The sequence below is a fragment of the Brevundimonas sp. Soil_N_31 genome (genome assembly GCF_057655995.1).
Genome location: NZ_JBDGLE010000014.1, coordinates 1 through 18,317, shown reverse-complemented (window position 1 = coordinate 18,317; position 18,317 = coordinate 1). Strand labels below are relative to the sequence as shown.

18 protein-coding genes are annotated in these 18,317 nt (G+C 67.2%); 10 read left to right on the top strand and 8 right to left on the bottom strand.

Annotated elements, in window-relative coordinates; all coding sequences use genetic code 11:
• Positions 1–87: 87 nt before the first annotated feature.
• Positions 88–1,134, top strand: coding sequence for a ribonucleotide-diphosphate reductase subunit beta (locus tag AC3A3G_RS15745; RefSeq protein ID WP_087140422.1), 1,047 nt, complete (start codon positions 88–90; stop codon positions 1,132–1,134).
• Positions 1,135–1,206: 72 nt separating this feature from the next.
• On the opposite strand, the gene AC3A3G_RS15740 is transcribed toward AC3A3G_RS15745, so the two are convergent.
• The 3 genes from AC3A3G_RS15740 to AC3A3G_RS15730 all read right to left on the bottom strand — a co-directional run bounded on the left by AC3A3G_RS15740 (position 1,207) and on the right by AC3A3G_RS15730 (position 4,068).
• Entirely contained in the window at positions 1,207–1,731 is a 525-nt protein-coding gene (locus AC3A3G_RS15740) for a cell wall hydrolase (RefSeq protein ID WP_487488678.1), read from the bottom strand.
• A 103-nt stretch (positions 1,732–1,834) separates the two neighbouring features.
• Complete coding sequence (locus AC3A3G_RS15735; RefSeq protein ID WP_487488677.1) at positions 1,835–3,343, bottom strand: sensor histidine kinase; 1,509 nt, start codon at positions 3,341–3,343, stop codon at positions 1,835–1,837.
• Positions 3,340–4,068, bottom strand: coding sequence for a TVP38/TMEM64 family protein (locus AC3A3G_RS15730; RefSeq protein WP_125899346.1), 729 nt, complete (start codon positions 4,066–4,068; stop codon positions 3,340–3,342). The genes AC3A3G_RS15735 and AC3A3G_RS15730 overlap by 4 nt, the downstream gene beginning before the upstream one ends.
• Before the next feature lie 180 nt (positions 4,069–4,248).
• Here AC3A3G_RS15730 and rpmH point away from each other — a divergent pair, with 180 nt between their 5' ends.
• The 6 genes from rpmH (at position 4,249) to AC3A3G_RS15700 (ending at position 8,977) form a co-directional block, all read left to right on the top strand.
• Positions 4,249–4,383, top strand: a complete 135-nt coding sequence (gene rpmH / locus AC3A3G_RS15725; RefSeq protein WP_003164000.1) for a 50S ribosomal protein L34 — start codon at positions 4,249–4,251, stop codon at positions 4,381–4,383.
• Positions 4,384–4,417: 34 nt separating this feature from the next.
• Positions 4,418–4,846, top strand: a complete 429-nt coding sequence (gene rnpA, locus AC3A3G_RS15720; RefSeq protein ID WP_200168717.1) for a ribonuclease P protein component — start codon at positions 4,418–4,420, stop codon at positions 4,844–4,846.
• A 5-nt stretch (positions 4,847–4,851) separates the two neighbouring features.
• Entirely contained in the window at positions 4,852–6,654 is a 1,803-nt protein-coding gene (gene yidC / locus AC3A3G_RS15715) for a membrane protein insertase YidC (RefSeq protein ID WP_200216498.1), read from the top strand.
• Between the two features lie 4 nt (positions 6,655–6,658).
• The gene (gene yihA, locus AC3A3G_RS15710; protein ID WP_125899343.1) at positions 6,659–7,327 is read left to right on the top strand and encodes a ribosome biogenesis GTP-binding protein YihA/YsxC; all 669 of its coding nucleotides are present in this window, start codon (positions 6,659–6,661) and stop codon (positions 7,325–7,327) included.
• A 73-nt stretch (positions 7,328–7,400) separates the two neighbouring features.
• Positions 7,401–7,910 (top strand): DUF3617 domain-containing protein, encoded by a 510-nt coding sequence (locus AC3A3G_RS15705; protein ID WP_200168715.1) that lies wholly within the window; start codon positions 7,401–7,403, stop codon positions 7,908–7,910.
• 71 nt (positions 7,911–7,981) lie between these two features.
• Positions 7,982–8,977 (top strand): LLM class flavin-dependent oxidoreductase, encoded by a 996-nt coding sequence (locus AC3A3G_RS15700; protein ID WP_200216497.1) that lies wholly within the window; start codon positions 7,982–7,984, stop codon positions 8,975–8,977.
• Here the strand turns inward: AC3A3G_RS15700 and AC3A3G_RS15695 are convergent.
• From AC3A3G_RS15695 to AC3A3G_RS15680, 4 genes are read right to left on the bottom strand one after another with little or no spacing between them, the layout of a single operon-like run.
• Positions 8,974–9,483 carry a hypothetical protein gene (locus tag AC3A3G_RS15695; protein ID WP_200216495.1) on the bottom strand — a complete coding sequence of 170 codons (510 nt, stop codon included), beginning with the start codon at positions 9,481–9,483 and terminating at the stop codon, positions 8,974–8,976. The genes AC3A3G_RS15700 and AC3A3G_RS15695 overlap by 4 nt on opposite strands.
• Before the next feature lie 4 nt (positions 9,484–9,487).
• Positions 9,488–10,636 carry a polysaccharide biosynthesis/export family protein gene (locus tag AC3A3G_RS15690; RefSeq protein WP_200216493.1) on the bottom strand — a complete coding sequence of 383 codons (1,149 nt, stop codon included), beginning with the start codon at positions 10,634–10,636 and terminating at the stop codon, positions 9,488–9,490.
• Positions 10,637–10,671: 35 nt separating this feature from the next.
• Positions 10,672–11,937, bottom strand: coding sequence for a glycosyltransferase family 4 protein (locus tag AC3A3G_RS15685; protein WP_200216491.1), 1,266 nt, complete (start codon positions 11,935–11,937; stop codon positions 10,672–10,674).
• Positions 11,937–12,887, bottom strand: a complete 951-nt coding sequence (locus AC3A3G_RS15680; protein WP_234288020.1) for a KpsF/GutQ family sugar-phosphate isomerase — start codon at positions 12,885–12,887, stop codon at positions 11,937–11,939. Before AC3A3G_RS15680 ends, AC3A3G_RS15685 begins: the two co-directional genes overlap by 1 nt.
• A gap of 221 nt (positions 12,888–13,108) precedes the next feature.
• On the opposite strand from AC3A3G_RS15680, the gene otsB reads away from it, so the two are divergent.
• Genes otsB through AC3A3G_RS15665 form a run of 3 tightly spaced genes read left to right on the top strand, consistent with a single transcriptional unit; the run spans position 13,109 to position 17,069 of the window.
• A complete protein-coding gene (gene otsB / locus AC3A3G_RS15675; RefSeq protein WP_487488682.1) occupies positions 13,109–13,894 on the top strand; it encodes a trehalose-phosphatase in 786 nt (261 codons plus the stop codon).
• On the top strand, positions 13,891–15,675 hold the full coding sequence (locus AC3A3G_RS15670; protein WP_487488676.1) for a glycoside hydrolase family 15 protein: 1,785 nt from the start codon (positions 13,891–13,893) through the stop codon (positions 15,673–15,675). Before otsB ends, AC3A3G_RS15670 begins: the two co-directional genes overlap by 4 nt.
• A complete protein-coding gene (locus tag AC3A3G_RS15665; RefSeq protein ID WP_487488675.1) occupies positions 15,672–17,069 on the top strand; it encodes an alpha,alpha-trehalose-phosphate synthase (UDP-forming) in 1,398 nt (465 codons plus the stop codon). Before AC3A3G_RS15670 ends, AC3A3G_RS15665 begins: the two co-directional genes overlap by 4 nt.
• Before the next feature lie 6 nt (positions 17,070–17,075).
• On the opposite strand, the gene AC3A3G_RS15660 is transcribed toward AC3A3G_RS15665, so the two are convergent.
• Entirely contained in the window at positions 17,076–17,981 is a 906-nt protein-coding gene (locus tag AC3A3G_RS15660; RefSeq protein ID WP_487488674.1) for an SDR family NAD(P)-dependent oxidoreductase, read from the bottom strand.
• Positions 17,982–18,317 lie beyond the last annotated feature (336 nt).

Here is an 18,317-nt window from a genome sequence, read left to right as displayed (position 1 = left end):
CTAAATGTGCGCATCTTCCCTTGTCCCTGCGCGCTGCCGGACGCATGGTGAACGCACCTTCTCCGGATTCGCCTCAGGTCTTCTTCGATGAACGCTCCCGCCACGATCATTCGTCCCGGCACGCCCGGCCTGCTGACCCCTTCGGCCGCCTACAAGCCCTTCCGCTACCCGTGGGCCTTCGACATGTGGAAGAAGCAGCAGCAGGTCCACTGGATGCCCGAGGAAGTCCCAATGGGCGAGGACGTCAAGGACTGGGCCGCCAACCTGACCGACAGCGAGCGCAATCTGCTGACGCAGATCTTCCGCTTCTTCACCCAGGCCGACATCGAGGTCCAGGACAACTACATGGAGCGCTACGGCCGGGTGTTCAAACCGACCGAAGTGAAGATGATGCTGGCGTCCTTCGCCAATATGGAGACCATCCATATCGCGGCCTACGCCCTGCTGCTCGAAACCATCGGCATGCCCGAGAGCGAGTTCGGCGCCTTCATGGAATACGAGGCCATGCGCGACAAGCATGACTTCATGGGTCAGTTCGGGGTCGACACCGACGCCGACATCTGCCGCACCCTGGCCATGTTCGGGGGCTTCTCCGAAGGGCTGCAGCTGTTCGCCAGCTTCGCCATGCTGATGAACTTCCCGCGCCAGTCCAAGATGAAGGGCATGGGCCAGATCGTGTCCTGGTCGGTGCGCGACGAGAGCCTGCACTGCGAAGGCATCATCAAGCTGTACCACGCCTTCAACAAGGAGACGGGCGCTGTCACCAAGGCCGTGGCCGACGACATCGTCGACTGCTGCAAGACGGTGATCGAGATGGAGGACAAGTTCATCGACCTGGCTTTCGAAATGGGCCCGGTGAACGGCATGACGCCGGACGACATCAAGGCCTACATCCGCTTCATCGCCGACTGGCGCCTGCGCCAGCTGCACCTGCCGGAAGTCTATGGCGTGACGGAAAACCCGCTGCCGTGGCTGCAGGCCCTGCTGTCGGGCGTCGAACACGCCAACTTCTTCGAGGCGCGCGCCACCGAATACTCCAAGGCCGCCACGCAAGGCGCCTGGCACGGCGCCGACGGCGTCTGGGACAGCTTCGACAACATGATGAAACGCCGCACGGAATCCGCAGAGGCCTGATCCGGTCCAGCGGCAAGCGAGAAAAAGGGCGCCCCGACGCAGGTCGGCGGCGCTCTTTGCCTGTCTGAAGCCTCAGTTCGGCGTCTTGCGGCCTGCGTTGCAGCGCGCCGTGTCGCCGCGCTGGCAGGCGGCGGCGGTGGCGCGCCAGTCGGCCATGTCGCGTTCATAGCGGGCCTGGGCCTCGTCGGCGGCGCGCAGGTCCGCCTCGTGACGTTCGCGATCGGCGCGCGCCTGGGCCTCGGTCTGAACCACCTCGGCCTGCCAGCGGCGCTGGGCCTCTGCCTGGGCGGACTGATTGGCGCGGTCTTCGTTTTCGGCCAGGTCGTTCTGGGCCACGATCTCGGCGTTCAGGGCCTGGGTCTGGCGCAACTCGTCGGGGTCTTGAGCCGAATCCGGCGCGCGGTGATAGCGCTCGCCCTTGGACAGCAGCATTTCGGCCACGGGATCTTTCGGCGCCGGTTGCGGGCGGGCTGGGCTCTGGCTCTGGCTCTGAGCGTAGGCGGAGCCGACCGTCAGCGAGACGGCCAGGGTCGTGGTCAGCATCAGCGCCGCCAGAGGACGGATGGGGCGGGTTTGCGAGGACAGTGGGCGGGTCATGGGGCTCTCCTTGCAGGGGAGGATACGAAGGACCGCAAGCTTGGCGCTTTCGGCTTTCAAAGGAAACAACGTCTGGCGCGGCGTAAGGCTGCCGTGCGGCGTCCTACAGCGGCAGCAGAAGCTCGAAACGCGTGCCCTGCGGTCCGGTGTCCAGCAGCGTCAGGGCGCCGCCGTGATTGACTGCCAGCTCGCGTGAAATGGTCAGACCCAGGCCCGTGCCGTCGGCCCCGCCGCCGCTGACGAAGGGTTCGAACAGGCGATCGGCCAGGCGCGGCGGGATGCCGGGGCCGTCGTCGCGCACGCCGATGGCGGCCATGCCGTCGCGGGCCTCGGCGCTGACCGTGATCGAGCCCTTGCCCTTGCCTGCGGCGTGGCTTTCCGGCGCGGCCTCGATGGCCTGGCGGGCGTTGCGCATCAGATTGACCAGGATGCGATGAAGCTGGTCCGGGTCGGCGTTGACGGTGAAGCGGGCGGGCAGGTCGCGCACCAGCCGCACGCCGTCCGGCTCCAGCCCCGCGTCCTCGGCGGCGGCGGCCACGGCGCGGGCCAGCAGCATCTTCTGAAGCTGGGGCGCGGGCTCCTCGGTCTTGCCATAGGCCAGGACATTGCGCGCCAGGGTCGAGGCCCGGTCCAGCGCCCGCTCCAGCCGGGGCAGGGCCGTCGCCACCAGGGGATCGGACGAGGTCGACAGCCGTTCGGACGCCATCTGGGCCGAGGTCAGCATGTTGCGCAGGTCGTGATTGATCTTGGCCACCGCCTCGCCCAGCGCCGCCAGGCGGGCGCGCGAGCGCAGGGACTGGCGCACCTCCTCCTGCATCCGGGCCAGTTCGCGTTCGACCCGGCCGATCTCGTCCTGACGGTCCGAGGGCGTTTCGGCGGGGCTTTCCGGATTGGCGGCGAAGCGTTCGATCGAGCGGGTGACGCGGCGCAGGGGCTGCAGCACCAGCATCGACAGGGAGGCGTAGAGCAGGCCGCCGGCCACCGCCGCGATCAGCAGCGACATCATCAGGCTGTTGACGAGGAAGCCCTCCAGCTCCTTCTTCAGCGGCTGGGCCGGGGCCAGGATCTCGACCAGATCGCCCGAGCGATAGCGCGGCGCCGCCTGCACCCGCAGCGAACGGTCGGGGTGGCCGAACAGCGTCTTCCACGGGTCCAGCAGCCGCGCCCCGACGTTGCGCTGGCGCAGGTCGATCAGTTCGGGCGCGCGCGGCAGGTTGGGGGCTTGCAGCAGCAGGCGCCGCACCCCCTGTTCGCCGATGACGACCGACTGCACCCCGCCGATGCTCAGCAACTGTTCGGCGGTGGAATCCTCGACGGCGGAATAGGGCAGGGCCTCGACCCCGACCGAGGCCAGCTCAGCCGCCTGCAGCCGGTCCATCAGCCACCGCTCCTGGAAGGAGGCGGCGCTCGGCACGATGATCAGGGCGGCGACCGCCAGGGTGAAGGCGACGGTCAGCAGCAGCAGGCGGCTGGACAGGCCGTCGGGCGCGCGGGGCTGCAGCCGCTGGCGCAGGACGTTCCACGGGGCGGGTCGCGTCGCAGGCGGCCTGGCGGCCGTCGCCGGGGACAGGGGCGTCTGCACGTCGGTCGGAAGGGCCTCGCGTTCCGTCATGACGCCTCCATGCGGGGGCGGGCGCGCAGCTTCTGGGCCAGCTTGAGCAGCAGGGGCAGCAGCATGGACAGGAAGGCTACCCCCATCAGAGGCCAGAAGAATTCCGCGAACAGGCTCCGAATGTCAGGATTCGGGTCCGTGACCAGAACGTCGTGCAGGCTGTCGCCGATCCAGCAATAGATGGTGTGCGCGGGCAACAGGCCGATAAAGGTGGCGACGACATAGGGCCGCAGCGGCGCCGCCATCACGCCCGCCGCCACATTGATCATGTGGAAGGGCACGGTGACGACCAGGCGCGCGACCAGCACATACCAGAAGGTGTTCTTGTCCACCCCGGCGCAGACCTTGTTCAGCAGACCCGTATCGGCGGCGGCGCGGCGGCGCAGGGAATCGCCCAGGGCGGTGCGCCCCACATAATAGACGGCCAGGGCGCCGACGGTGGCGGCGAAGGCGGTGGCGACGCCGCCGACCCACGGCCCGAACAGATAGCCCGCCGTCACGGTGATGAAGACCACGCCCGGCACCACGCTGGCCGTCAGCAGGGCGAAGATCAGCATCAGGGCGCCCAGCATCAGCAGATAGTGCTGAGCGGTCAGGGCCTCCAGCGCCGTTCCATGCTCGCGCAGGGTGTCCAGCGACAGGTAGCGATTCCAGCCCATGCCGAAGATCAGGGCGACGGCGGCCAGCAGCAGGGCCAGGGGCAGAAATCTTTTGACCCGGTCCAAGCCGCGCTCCGTCCTCTTCTTCCTGACATCCTTAGCGTATTTCCAGACGCCGTGCGCCCCTGTCGGCGATGTGGAAAAGCCGCTTCGGCGTTGACTCTCGTCCTGCCGCCGCTTATACGCCCGCCTCTCTCGCGGCTGACGCTTGTGTCTGTCGCCAACCCCAGTAACCCGGAGCCGACCGTGAAGCGGACCTATCAGCCGTCGCGACTCGTGCGCAAGCGCCGTCACGGCTTCCGTTCGCGGATGGCCACCAAGAACGGTCAAAAGATTGTCGCGCGTCGCCGCGCCAAAGGCCGTAAGCGCCTGACGGCCTGACGTCACGCGCCCATTACCCTTCAGGGCGGGGCGCATGACCGATCTGATGAAAATCGATCGCCTGTTGAGGCGGCCCCAGTTTCTGGCGGCCGCCAAAGGCGTTTCTCAGGCCCGCGGCGCCGTGGTGGTCCAGCAACTGGATCGCGGCGACGGCGACCCCTCGGTGCGCCTGGGATTCACCGCCACCCGCAAGATCGGCGGCGCCGTCGTGCGCAACCGCGCCAAGCGGCGTCTGCGCGAGGCGGCCCGGCTGCTGACGCCCCTGCACGGGCGGGCTGGATGCGACTATGTGTTCATCGCCCGCATGGGCACGGCGGACCGCGACTGGGACCGCTTGCTTGACGATGTGAAATCGGCCCTTACAAGGCTCGCAACCCCGCGCGCGGCTCCCGATATGGGAGACCGGGCCGTTTCGACCGCCCGCGCCGCCCCCGACCCGCGCCCCGCCGACCAGGACCGCTGATTCCGATGCAGAACGAGAACTCGCGCAACACCATCATCTTCTTCGTGTGCGCGGCCCTGATCATGGGCGTCTACTACTTCATGGTGATGCGCCCGCAGGCCGAGAGCCGCCGTCAGGCGCAGATCGTCGCCGCCGAGCAGCAGAAGGCGCGCGAGGCCTCGGCCGACGCCGGCCTGACGCCGTCGGGCGCCGCGCCGGGCGTCTTCATCAAGGACCGCGCCCAGGCTCTGGGCACGGTCGCGCGGGTGCCGATCCAGACCCCGACCCTGAAGGGTTCGCTGTCGCTGCAGGGCGCGCGCATCGACGACCTGTACCTGACGAACTACAAGGAAACGCTGGACAAGAATTCGCCGCCGGTCGAGCTGTTCCGCCCGCAGGGCATGGAGCACGCCTATTTCGCCCAGTTCGGCTGGAGCGGCCCGAACGTCGCCGGCGGCGTGCCTGGCCCCAACACCGTCTGGCGCCTGACCAAGGGTTCGACCCTGACGCCGACCACCCCGGTCGAACTGACCTGGGACAACGGCTCGGGCCTGCGTTTCACCCGCGTCGTCTCGATCGACGAGCAGTATATGTTCACGGTCAAGGACACGGTCGCCAACCTGGGAACCCAGGCTATCGCCATCGCCCCCTACGGCCGCGTCGAGCGCCAGGGCGTTCCGGTCGACCTGGGCAAGCAGATGATCCTGCACGAAGGCGCCATCGGCACCTTCGGCGACGGCGACGGCTATTCGACCGAACAGGTCAAGTACAAGGACTGGGCCAAGAAGCCGCGCATCGAGAACCAATCGACCGGCGGCTGGCTGGGCATCACCGACAAATACTGGCTGGCGGCCCTGATTCCCACCCAGGACGAGACCATCGAGGGCCGTTTCTCGGTGCGCGATGCGCAAGGGATGAACATCCACGAAGCCGCCATGCTGGGCGCCACCCACACCATCCAGCCGGGCCGCCAGATCGAGGAGACCCAGCGTCTGTTCGCCGGCGCCAAGCGCGCCGAGGTGCTGAAGGCCTATGAGCAGTCGCTGAACCTGCCGCGCTTCGTCTACGCCATCGACTGGGGCATGTTCTGGTTCCTGACGCGCCCGATCTTCACCGTGGTGGAGTTCTTCTACGGCGTCCTGGGCAACTTCGGCCTGGCCATCCTGGCCCTGACGGTGGTGGTCAAGCTGATCCTCTTCCCGCTGGCCAACAAGTCGTACGAGAGCCTGTCGAAGATGCGGAACCTCCAGCCCAAGATGGAGGAGATCAAGAAGAAGCACGGCTCCGAGCCGCAGAAGCAGCAGCAGGAGATGATGGCCCTCTATCAGCGGGAGAAGATCAATCCGCTGGCGGGCTGTCTGCCGATGGTGGTGCAGATCCCGGTCTTCTACGCCCTGTACAAGGTGCTGTTCGTGACCATCGAAATGCGTCACGCGCCCTTCTTCGGCTGGATCCGCGACCTGTCGGCGCGCGACCCTTCGACGGTGTGGAACCTGTTCGGCGCCATTCCGTGGGATCCGGCGACCCTGCCGCTTCTGGGCGGCATTCTGAACGGCCCGCTGCACCTGGGCGTGCTGCCGCTGGTCTATGGCTTCACCATGTGGCTGCAGATGGCGATGAACCCGCCGGCGCAGGATCCGATGCAGCGTCAGATCTTCGCCCTGATGCCGATCGTCTTCACCTTCATCATGGCCCCGTTCGCGGCCGGCCTGCTGATCTACTGGGCGTGGAACAACGTGCTGTCGATCATCCAGCAGTATGTGATCATGCACCGCTTCAAGGCCGAGAACCCGATCGACACCTTCCTCGCCCGCTTCAAGAAGGCCTGATCGATTGGACGCTTCTGACGAGCCCAAGGTCGGTGAATATTCCGACGCCGAGGTCGAGGCGGCGCGCGTCCTGTTCGCGCGCCAGGCCAGCTTCGTCCTGGGCTGCGCCAAGATCGAGCAGCTGCCGACCCCGGACCTGCCCGAGATCGCTTTCGCCGGCCGCTCCAACGTGGGCAAGTCCAGCCTGATCAACGGCCTGGTCGGCATGCACAAGCTGGCGCGCGCCTCGAACGAGCCGGGCCGCACGCGCGAGGTCAACTTCTTCGACCTGGACGGCCGGATGCGCCTGGTCGACCTGCCCGGTTACGGCTGGGCCAAGGCGTCCAAGACCACGGTCAAGAAGTTCCAGGATCTGGGCCGCGACTATCTGCGCGGCCGGGTGACGCTGAAGCGCGTCTATCTGCTGATCGACGCCCGTCACGGGCTGAAGAAGGTGGATGACGAGGCGCTGAACGCCCTCGACCTGTCGGCCGTCTCCTATCAGATCGTCCTGACCAAGGCCGACAAGCTGAAGAAGGGCGAGGCGGAGAAGGTCCAGGCGGCGACGCTGAAGGCCATCTCCAAGCGCCCGGCCGCCTATCCGCACGTTGCCGTCACTTCCTCGGAAAAGGGCTTCGGCCTGCCCGAGCTGCGCGCCGAGATCATGCGCACCACGGGCGTCGTCCTCGACTGAATCTCACATCTGCGTGAACCGTTAAGCCAGAACGGCGTTGTCCCCTCGGTTCTTAACGAGAGGGGAGCGCTCCATGCGTTCAGCGATTATCGGCGGCGTCGCCGTCGCCTGCCTGCTGGGTCTGTCGGCCTGCGGAAACAGCAACAAGGCCGAAACCCCGGCCGCTGACGGGGCTGAGACCGCCTCGACGGCCGCCGCGCCGGCGACGCTCGATGCGCCCAAGCCGGGCCTGTGGCGCGTGTCCACGGCCATGGAAGGCATGCCGGGCGGCGCCGCCGTGCCGCCGCAGGAAATCTGCATCAAGGAAGCCAAGCTGGAGGCCCCGGCCAGCGCCCAGCAGCCGGGCGCCGACTGTACGACTCAGCCGTTCGCGCGTCAGGGCGACGCCATGGTCGCCGCCTCGTCCTGCACCCTGCCGGGCAATATGAAGGCGGATTCCACCATCCGAGTGACCGGCGACTTCAACAGCCGCTACGTCACCGAGGTCACGACCAAGATGGACCCGGCGCCGACGCCGCAGATGGCCCAGACCAAGGTCACCATGACCGCCGAGCGCATCGGCGACTGCCCCGCCGGTCAGTAAGCGCCCGCCCATAGACGATTGATCGTCACGGCCGGTATGGCGTCGTTGAAAAGCGGCCCCATATCGGTCGGATGATCCCTCTGTCCATTCTCGACCTCGCCCCCGTGCCGGAAGGCTCCGACGTGGGCCAGGCGCTCGCCAACACCATCGATCTGGCCCGCCACGCCGAGCGGCTGGGCTATAATCGTTTCTGGCTGGCCGAGCACCACAACATGCCGGGCATCGCCAGCGCCGCGACCTCGGTCGTCATCGGCGCGGTGGCGGCGGCGACTAAGACCATCCGCGTCGGCGCCGGCGGGGTCATGCTGCCCAACCACGCCCCCCTGGTCATCGCCGAGCAGTTCGGCACCCTGAACGCGCTCCACCCCGGCCGGATCGACCTGGGCCTCGGCCGGGCACCTGGATCGGACCAGGCGACGGCGCGAGCGCTGCGCCGCACGCTTCAGGGCGACCACGACGCCTTCCCTCAGGACGTGATGGAGCTGATGCAGTGGTTCGCGCCCGCAACGCCGGATCAGCGCATCATCGCCAATCCGGGCGAGGGGCAGGCCGTGCCGGTCTGGATCCTCGGCTCCTCGACCTACGGCGCCCAGCTGGCGGCGCACCTGGGGCTGCCCTACGCCTTCGCCAGTCATTTCGCGCCGGGCGAGATGATGCGGGCCCTCGACATCTATCGACAGACCTTCCGTCCGTCCCAGTACCTGGAAAAGCCCTACGTCATGCTGGGCTACAACGCCTTTGTGGCCGAGACGGAGGAGGCGGCGCGCCTGCTGTTCACCTCGGTCCAGCAGGCCTTCGTCAACCTGAGAAGCGGCCGTCCCGGCAAGCTGCCGCCGCCGGTCGAGGGTTATTACGAACGGCTGGACGGCGCGGCGCGCGGCATGATCGACGCCGCCCTGGCCTGTTCGGCGGTGGGCGCGCCCGCGACGGCCAAGGCCGCCCTCGACGCCTTCATCGCCCAGACCGGGGCGGACGAGCTGATGCTGACCAGCCAGATCTGGGATCCGGCCGCCCGCGTGCGCTCTCTCGAGCTGCTCGCCGCGGCGACCGGACTGGCGTCCGCCTAGCGGCTGCTGGCGAGCGGTTGGAACAGCAGGGGAGAGGCGGCGCTCTCGGCGTCCAGGCGACGCCAGGCGGCGCCCAGGCGGATGGCGTCGGCCAAATCCTGCGGCGTTATGGGCTCGGCGTCAGTCAATCTCTGACGCAGGCCGCGACAGGCCGCCAGAACGGCGGAGGCGTGTCGCACCTCTGGGATCGCAGAGAGGGCGCCTATGCCGTCCAGCGAGGCAAAGCGCCAGCCTTCTTCGGACGGCGCAGCCTGGATCATCGCCCATTTTTCGGCAGGGCTGAGTTGATCGGCCAGTTTCTCCCAGGCGCCGTTCTCACCTTGTCGGCGATACTGACCCCACTGGGCGGGCAGATTATGGCGGCCATAGACGTCGCACGCGGCCGCCTCTATGGCGGCGATTTCCCCAAGCAGGCTGTCCACGCCGTCCGACACGGCGTCGCGAAGCGCGACAGCCTGCTCGTCGCTGCCTCGGTCGTCGCGACGGCGTCCGAAGCGGCTCAGCATCGCCTTAGTTGATGCCCAGATTGCCGGTGACCGAGACGTCATAGACGACGCGGGTGATGCTCTGGACCACTTCGAAGAATTTGCGCATCTCGGCCGCGCCTGCGCGCGGCGTATAGATGAGGTCGTCTGATTGCATCTGGAAGTTGCTGGCGATGAAGAAGCCTTCGCCCTCGTTCAGGTTCAGGCGATAGACCACCGGCACGCCGCGCGAGGTGACGGGCTGCTGGATGCCCAGCGCCTGGGCCACTTCCGGCCGTTCGAAGCGGAAGATCAGCACCGAACGGGCGTTGGCGATGTTGGAATCCAGCCCGCCGACGCCGCTGAGCGCCTCGGCCAGGGTCAGCGGGCCGGGCGGCAATTCGCTGCGCGCCACGGCGTTGAAGGCGCCGAAGGAGCTGAAGCGGCGGGGCTTATAGACCAGGTTGACCTGATCGCCGCTTTGCAGGCGCACATTCTCGTTGAACTCGGTCGTGACGATCGACATGGGGGCCGTATAGACCTTGCCGTCACGCTGGATGCGCACGTCGATGTCGTGAAGCGAGCGCGACGGGCCGCCGGCGGCGGCGATGACGTCGAGAATGCGGTCGCTGTTGGCCGACAGAGGTTGACGACCCGGGTTGCGGACGTCGCCCAGCACGGAGACGGCGTTGGAGGCGTTGCCGGCGATGGTGACGATCACCTGCGGATTGGCGACCTTGCCGGTCAGGGCGCGGCGCACGACCGCCGAGGCCTGCGACGGGGTCAGCCCTTGTACGGGCACTTCGCCGGCGAAGGGGATGGGAACGGCGCCGTTGCGGTTGACCATCAGCGGCGGCAGGGTCTGGTTGCCGCTGCTGGCGCCGTCGCGTGACGAGCCGCCGCCGAACAGGCTGCCGCCAGGCTCGAAGATGCTGACGGCGAGGGTGTCGCCGACGCCGATCACGTCCGTAGGCGCGTCGCTGGAAGCCAGAGCCAGGGTCGAGAAGGACGGCGGGGGCGCGGCCTTCAGGCGTTCGCTCAGCGCAAAGTCCAGGTCGACCAGCGCGTAGTCGCCCGTCCGTTCCGGGGTGGACGAGCCTTGAACCACGTTGCGGCCGGACGGCCCGTCGCGGGGCAGGGTCGAGCACCCGGCCAGAAGAGCGACGATGAGCAGGCTGGCGGCGGTTCTGGTCATGGGGCCTCTGTTCAATTTCATCAGATGCTTACCCTTCAGGCGGTCGCGCCGCCAGAGGAAGACAGCACCCGTTTCTGGACGACATCGAAATGCTGGTCCCAGTTGGGTGCGGAATAGGGAGGTGCGACGGGCGGGTTTCGGGTCCAGTCCTCAAGCGCGGCCAGCCATCCCAGGCCGTCCAGCGGATCGATGAGACGGGCGTGCGGCACCAGTTCGCGGTGAGCGGCGATGTCGGAGGCGATGAGCGGCACGCCCATGGCGCTGCCCTCGACGGCGGGCAGGTCGAAGCCTTCGACCGATGATGGCGCGACCATGGCGCGTGCGCCTCGCATCAGAGCTGAAAGGGCGCAGTCGGGCAGGTTTTCGGCCTGATGTACGAGGCCGCGCAGATTGGGCGAGCGTTGCAGGTGATCCAGCACGGCCTCGTTTTCCCAGCCGTAACGGCCCACCAGGACCAGACGGGGAGTGTCGGCGCCCATGGTCTCTTGCAGTCGCCGCCAGACGGTCAGCAGGAAGGCCAGGTTCTTTCGCGCCTCGATCGTGCCGACGTGAAGGAAGTAGGGGCGTGCCGGCGCAATCGTGGTGCGGCTGTCGAAGGTGCGCTCCAGCCCCAGGTGCGCGACGTCGATCGGCGGGGCGGCGATGTTCGACTGGTCGGCGAAGCTTTTCAGCTCGTCGGCCGTGTACTGGGAATTGACGATGATCCGCGAGGCGTGACGCAACACGTTGGTCATTCGTCGCTCATGTTTCAGCCCGTCGCCGGGACGGCAGAACTCCGGGTGGGTCACGGGGATCAGATCATGAACCATGATGATCCGCTCAATGCCTCCGCCAGCCAGGGCGGTAAGGATGTCCGGTGTGTTCAGACTCGTATGTCCGACATTGATGTAGGCGCGCGCCGACGGGGGGGCGGCGATGCGACGCGACCTGAAGTACTGCTTCCAGATCCGCTTCGGCTTGGTCTTGGGCGGGGCCTGTTCTTCGGGCGCGCGCCCTATGATCGAGACGCTGTCGTCCGGCGAGCGCAGGGCGTCGAACAGCTTGCGGGCTTCGGGGCCGAGTTCGGTCACTACGCCGGGGCCTGTCCAGCGTGTCCGCAGTTCAGCGAGCCGCTGGCGGAACCAGTCATTGTCCACGCGCGCCAGTTGGTCTCTGCGCGCCCGTACGGGCGTCATCCGATAGGTCGGATGTTCGATCAGCCATTCGGCATAGGCCAGGCAGACTCGATCCACGCCGGTCGGCGCGCTGCGCTCAGCTCGGCTGAGCAACCGGCTGGCGTCGAAGAGGACATCCTCGACCATCAGGAGACGTAGCCCGCCTGCATCAGCTCGGCGATGTGGATGATGGCGACCGGGCGACGATCCTCGAGCACGAACAGATTGCTGATCTTGTTGGCCGTCAACAGATCAACGACGTCGCTCATGCGCGCCTCGGGATCGACGGTGATGGGACTGCGGCTCATGATGTCCTCGGCGTGCAGGGCCGAGATGTCGTTGGCGAAGGCGCGGCGCACGTCGCCGTCGGTGATGATGCCGGCCAGGGCGCCGTCGGCGGCCAGTACGGCGACCGCGCCCTTGCGGCCTTCCGTGATCGCCGAGACGACGGCGCCGAAGCCGGCGTCCAGCGGCACGCTGGCCGGGGCGGCGGCGTTGTCACCCATCCATTCACGCACGGTCTGCAGGCTCATGCCCAGGGCGCCGCCGGGGTGGTGCAGGCCGAAATCCTCCCGCGTGAAGCCGCGTCGGTCCATCAGCACCATGGCCAGGGCGTCGCCCATGGCCAGGGACATCAGCGTCGAGGTCGTCGGCGCCAGGCCGTTGGGGCAGGCCTCGGCCACCTTGGGCATGGTCAGGCAGACGGCGGAGTGACGGCCCAGGAAGCTCTGCGGACGCTGGGTGACGCCGATCACCGGAATGTCGTTGCGCGCGCAGAAGATCAGCGGGTCGCGCAGTTCGCGGCTTTCGCCTGAGTTGGACAACGCCAACAGGGTGGTGTCGGGGCGCAGCATCCCCAGGTCGCCGTGACTCATCTCGGCCGGGTGGACGAAGAAGGAGTTGGTTCCGGTCGAGGCCAGGGTGGCGGCGATCTTGCCGCCGATGTGGCCCGACTTGCCCATGCCCGTCACCACGACATAGCCGGGGCGCGACAGGATGATGTCGGCCGCCCGCGCGATCGAGGAATCCAGCGAACGTTCCAACGCCTCCAGAGCTTCTATGTTCAGACGCACGACTTCGCGCGCTCGATCAGACATGGCCGCGAGTTGTTCAGGAGAGGAAGGAACGGAAAAAGCAGTCATGACGGCTCCAGGCGCCGGGGCCGCTTCTGCGGCTCTTCGTAGCGCAGTGGCAAATGCCTCATTCGAGAGTTCGGCACAATGGCGTCGCAGCGGGTGAATGAACGATGAATAGCGACAACCATTATGGTCGTCATGCGTTGCCATATGTCCCACGCACAGAAAGCACCTTGAAACGCATGTCTTTTGCACAGGGGTTTGCGCGCCCCGCACTGCCTGCGCCCCCGATCCGTCTGAACGGAGCGGCGCTTTTCCTTGATCTGGACGGGGTTCTGGCTCCGCTGGCGCCGACGCCGGACGCCGTAGGGCCGGAGCCGCGCCGCACCCGCACCGTTGAGCGACTGACCCATGCCCTGAGCGGTCGGGTCGCGGTGGTCAGCGGCCGTACCCTGGCCGAGATCGACCGTATCGTCGACGGGGCGGCGCGCGCAGCCTCGGGCGTGCATGGTTTGCAGCGTCGCCGCGCAGACGGCGTGCTGAGCGCCCGCGACCCTGCGCCTTCGGTGAAGACGGCGCTGGCCGCCTTCCAGGACTTCGCCGAGGCGCGGCCCGGCGTGCTGGTCGAGGACAAGGGTCTGTCGGCGGGGCTGCATTTCCGTCAGGCGCCGAGCCAGGCCGACGCGGCCCTGGCCCTGGCGACCGCCCTGGCGGACGAAACCGGACTGGCGCTTCAGCCGGGGTCGATGGTGCTGGAGCTCAAGACGCCCGGCGCCGACAAGGGCACGGCCGTGGCGGCTTTCATGGCCGAGGCGCCCTTCGCCGGCGCTACGCCCGTCATGGTCGGCGACGACCTGACCGACGAGGCGGGTTTCCGGGCGGCGGAAGCGCTAGGGGGCTTCGGCGTCCTGGTCGGGCCTGAGCGGCCGACGGCGGCCCGCTATCGGCTCGAAAACGTGGAGGCGGTGCTCGACTGGCTCGGCGCTCTGGCCGCGGCGGCCGCAGAGGAGAAGGAGGCGCGCGCATGACGCCCAACCTGGATCTGGCTCCCATCGGCAATTGTTCGGTCAGCGCTCTAGTCGATCGGCAGGGGCGGTTCGTCTGGGCCTGCGCTCCGCGCATCGACGGCGATCCCGTCTTTTCGGCCTTGATGGACGGGGCCTCGCCGGAACACGGCTTCTGGGCGGTGGAGCTTGAGGGGCAGGTCGCGGTCGAGCAGGCTTATGTCCGCAACACCGCCGTCCTGCGCACCGTGCTGACGGCTGGAGACGGGGCAGCGGTTGAGATCCTGGATTTCTGTCCGCGGCATCTCAAGCACTCGCGCATCTATAGGCCGATCGCCTTCGGGCGTGTGGTGCGGCCCCTGTCGGGGGCGCCGCGCGTCACCATGCGCCTGCGCCCGTCGGCCGATTGGGGCGCGCGGGCGGCGGAGCGCACCTCGGGTTCCAACCACATCCGCTATCTGTGCAGCGACGTGACCCTGCGCCTGACCACCAACTGCCCGGTCAGTCATGTGCTGGATGAACGCACCTTCCGGCTGGAAGAGGAGATGGCCTTCTTCCTCGGCCCGGACGAAGGCTATGACCAGTCGGTGCTGGCGGGCGTCAATGCGGCGCTGGACCAGACGATCGTCCACTGGAAGCACTGGACCCGCACCCTCTATCTGCCGCTGGACTGGCAGGAGGCGGCAATCCGCGCCGCCATCACCCTGAAGCTGTGCGTCTATGAAGAGACGGGCGCCATCGTCGCCGCCATGACGACCTCCGTGCCCGAGTTTCCGGAGAGTGGGCGCAACTGGGACTATCGCTACTGCTGGATCCGCGACGCCTATTATACGGTGCGGGCGCTGAACCGGCTGGGCGCGGTGGACATCCTCGAGAGCTATCTCGGCTATCTGCGCAATCTGGTCGATGACGCGGCGGGCGGCCATGTCCAGCCGGTCTATGGCGTAGGGCTGGAGCCCGCCATCGTCGAGCGCGTCGTCGATACGGTCGAGGGCTATCGCGGCATGAAGCCGGTGCGCGTCGGCAATCAGGCGCACGAGCATCTTCAGCACGACGTTTACGGTCAGATCGTCCTGCCTCTGGTTCAGGCCTTCTTCGACCAGCGCCTGCTGCGGCCCGGCACGATCGAGGACTTCCGCGCCCTGGAGACCGTCGGCGACCGCGCCTTCGCCCTGCACGATCAGGTCGACGCCGGCCTTTGGGAGTTTCGCACCATCGCGCGGGTGCACACTTATTCCTCGGTCATGTGCTGGGCGGCCTGCGATCGTCTGGCCAAGGCGGCGCATCATCTGGGGCTGGACGATCGGCGCGAGTTCTGGCGCGAGCGCGCCCGCATTATCCGCGAGCGTATCGAGGCAGAGGCCTATCTGCCGGACGAGGGCCGCTTCGCCGCCAGCTTCGGCGGGACCGAGCTGGACGCTTCCTTGCTGCAGATGACCGACCTGGGTTTCCTCGACGCCCGCGACCCGCGCCAGGTGAAGACCTTCGAGGCGGTCGAGCGAGACCTGAAGCGCGGTCCCTATCTGTTCCGCTATATCCACCCCGATGACTTCGGCGAGCCGGAGACGGCCTTCAACTTCTGCACCTTCTGGTACATCGAGGCCCTGGCCCTGAACGGCCGGGTCGAGGAGGCGCGCATCATCTTCGAGGAGATGCTCAGCCGCCGCACCCATGCGGGCCTGCTCAGCGAGGACATCTCGATCCAGGACGGCGAACTGTGGGGCAACTACCCGCAGACCTATTCGCTGGTGGGCATCATCAACTGCGCGGTCCTGCTCAGTCGGTCGTGGACGGACGCGCGATGAGCCGGTTGATTGTCGTCTCCAACCGCGTTTCGGCGCCCAAGGATCCGGCCGCAGGATCCGCCGGCGGTCTGGCCATGGCCCTGTCGGCGGCCCTGCGGAAATACGACGGCCTGTGGTTCGGCTGGTCCGGCGAGACGGTCGAGCATTTCACCGGCGAGCTGAACATTGAGGACCGCGCAGGCGTCACCGTCGCCACCGTTGATCTGGAGCCGCAGGACGTCGACGAATATTACAACGGCTACGCCAACAAGACGCTGTGGCCGCTGTTCCATCACCGCGTCGACCTGACGGCTTATGAACGGTCCTATGGCGAAGGATATGAGCGCACCAACCGCCGCTTCGCCGAAGTGTTGCAGCCGTTGCTCCAGCCCGACGACGTCCTCTGGATCCACGACTATCACATGATCCCCATGGCGCGGGATCTGCGCCGCCTGGGGGTGAAGAACCGCATCGGCTTCTTCCTGCACACGCCCTGGCCGGCGCGGCAGTTGCTGGTGACTCTGCCGCATCACCGGCGGCTGGTGGAATCGATGTTCCATTTTGATCTGCTGGGCTTTCAGACCCGCGAGTGGATGGAATTGTTCCAGCGCTATGTAGAGGTCGAAGCCAAGGGGCGGATCGGGGAGGAAGGCCGTGTTCACGCCTTCGGCCGCAGCGTTCAGGTCGGGGTCTTTCCTATCGGCATTGACGTGGACGGCTTTCTGGCGGCTCGCGATTCCTTGCTGGGTCAGAAGACCTATGACCGCATGTCGGCCTCGGCCGCCTTCCGCGCCATGATCGTGGGCGTGGATCGGCTCGACTACTCGAAGGGATTGGAGCAGAGGCTGCTCGGCTATGAGCAGTTCCTGGAGGACAATCCCGCCATGCGCGGCGACGTCTTCCTGTTGCAGGTGACGCCGATCTCCCGCGATGACGTCGACACCTACCAGGACATGCGGGGGCGGCTGGAGGCTCTGGCCGGGCGCGTCAACGGCGCTCATGCCGACATGGATTGGCAGCCGATCCGCTATCTGAACCGCACCTATCGACGGGATCAGCTGGCGGGCATTTATCGCGCCGCTCGGGCGGGGCTGGTGACGCCGCTGCGCGACGGCATGAACCTGGTGGCCAAGGAATACGTCGCGGCCCAGGATCCCGAGGATCCCGGCGTGCTGATCCTGTCGCGCTTCGCTGGGGCGGCCGAGCAGATGGGCGAGGCCCTGCTGGTCAATCCGTTCAGCCGGGAGGAACTGTCGGACGCCATCCGCAAGGCTCTGACCATGCCTCTGGAAGAGCGTATCCGAAAGTGGAAGGCGCTGATGCAGGTGGTGCGCGACACCGACGTCGCCCATTGGCGCGACCGTTACGTGAAAGCGTTGATGGCCGCGCCGCTGTCGATGGCAGGCCCGTCCTAGGGCGTTTCAGCCCTCATGGGCGCGCATGGCCTTGTTCAACTCGATCATGCCCTGGGCGGCGCCCATCTCCGGTACGATCTCGGTCGTCCGGTCCGAAATGGCGTCGAACCGGGTGGCGACCTGTTCGGCGGCGTCCTCGCCGATGATGAAGTCGCCCTGGGTCAGGGTGACATAGGCGCGCTCGAACCCGCCGGCGCCGGCGGCCAGGATGGCGCGGGTCGGGGCGTCGCGACTGACCAGATGCAACAGCCCTGGCGTGACCAGTTCGGGCGCCAGGGCCTCCAGCGGCAGTCCCTGCAGGTCTTCGGTCATGCGGGTGTGTGCGGTCGGGGCCAGGCAGTTGACGCGAATGTCGTTCTTGGCGCCCTCGATCGACAGGGTCTGCATCAGCCCCACCAGCGCCATTTTCGCCGCGCCGTAATTCGACTGGCCGAAATTGCCGAAAAGGCCGGAAGACGACGTCGTCATGACGATCCGGCCGTAATTCTGCGCACGCATGACGTCCCAGACAGCCTTGGTGCAGTTCACCGCCCCCATCAGGTGGACGTCCACGACGAGACGAAAATCCTCCAGCTCCATCTTGGCGAAGCTCTTGTCGCGCAGGATGCCGGCGTTGTTCACCAGAATGTCGATCCGGCCCCAGGCGGCCATGGTTTCGGCGACCATGGCCTGGACCGCCGCCGCGTCCGTGACGGAGGCGCCGTTGGCGACGGCCTCGCCGCCAAACGTCCGGATCTCCCCGATCACGGCCTCGGCGGCGCTGGCGGAGCCGCCGCTGCCGTCACGGGCGCCGCCTAGGTCGTTGACCACCACCCTGGCCCCGCGTCGCGCCAGGGCCAGGGCGTGCTGGCGCCCCAGCCCGCCGCCCGCCCCGGTCACGATCGCCACCTGTCCGTCGAAGCGCATGCTCATGTTCGGTTCATTCCCCATTCATGCTCGCCGCTACAGTGAAGCCTTATTGTCCGGCTTGCGACGGCGACTGACTCTTATGTTGAAACGGCGCCACAGTCGCCACATTCAACGCTAGGCGAGGGAACCGCTGCACTGCAACGTCGTTCGGATTTCGAGCGCCGATGCGGTATGAATGTGTCGGCATCGGATCAACTATGAGTGTGAGGACACCATGAAGCTGAAACTTCTGGCCAGTGTCGCCGCGGCGGGGCTGTTCGCAGCCGGCGCTGCTTCGGCTGAGCCTGATGGCTGGTACGGCGCGATCGACGCCGGCTACCACATCATCGACGACATCAA

Coding starts and splice junctions, on each gene's coding strand:
- otsB (WP_487488682.1), top strand. CDS start 13,109: ATGTCTTTTGCACAGGGGTTTGCGCGCCCCGCACTGCCTGCGCCCCCG.
- AC3A3G_RS15680 (WP_234288020.1), bottom strand. CDS start 12,887: ATGTCTGATCGAGCGCGCGAAGTCGTGCGTCTGAACATAGAAGCTCTG.
- AC3A3G_RS15695 (WP_200216495.1), bottom strand. CDS start 9,483: ATGCTGAGCCGCTTCGGACGCCGTCGCGACGACCGAGGCAGCGACGAG.
- AC3A3G_RS15685 (WP_200216491.1), bottom strand. CDS start 11,937: ATGGTCGAGGATGTCCTCTTCGACGCCAGCCGGTTGCTCAGCCGAGCT.
- yidC (WP_200216498.1), top strand. CDS start 4,852: ATGCAGAACGAGAACTCGCGCAACACCATCATCTTCTTCGTGTGCGCG.
- AC3A3G_RS15700 (WP_200216497.1), top strand. CDS start 7,982: ATGATCCCTCTGTCCATTCTCGACCTCGCCCCCGTGCCGGAAGGCTCC.
- AC3A3G_RS15745 (WP_087140422.1), top strand. CDS start 88: ATGAACGCTCCCGCCACGATCATTCGTCCCGGCACGCCCGGCCTGCTG.
- AC3A3G_RS15690 (WP_200216493.1), bottom strand. CDS start 10,636: ATGACCAGAACCGCCGCCAGCCTGCTCATCGTCGCTCTTCTGGCCGGG.
- rnpA (WP_200168717.1), top strand. CDS start 4,418: ATGACCGATCTGATGAAAATCGATCGCCTGTTGAGGCGGCCCCAGTTT.
- AC3A3G_RS15735 (WP_487488677.1), bottom strand. CDS start 3,343: ATGACGGAACGCGAGGCCCTTCCGACCGACGTGCAGACGCCCCTGTCC.
- AC3A3G_RS15665 (WP_487488675.1), top strand. CDS start 15,672: ATGAGCCGGTTGATTGTCGTCTCCAACCGCGTTTCGGCGCCCAAGGAT.
- AC3A3G_RS15660 (WP_487488674.1), bottom strand. CDS start 17,981: ATGAGCATGCGCTTCGACGGACAGGTGGCGATCGTGACCGGGGCGGGC.
- AC3A3G_RS15670 (WP_487488676.1), top strand. CDS start 13,891: ATGACGCCCAACCTGGATCTGGCTCCCATCGGCAATTGTTCGGTCAGC.
- AC3A3G_RS15740 (WP_487488678.1), bottom strand. CDS start 1,731: ATGACCCGCCCACTGTCCTCGCAAACCCGCCCCATCCGTCCTCTGGCG.
- AC3A3G_RS15705 (WP_200168715.1), top strand. CDS start 7,401: ATGCGTTCAGCGATTATCGGCGGCGTCGCCGTCGCCTGCCTGCTGGGT.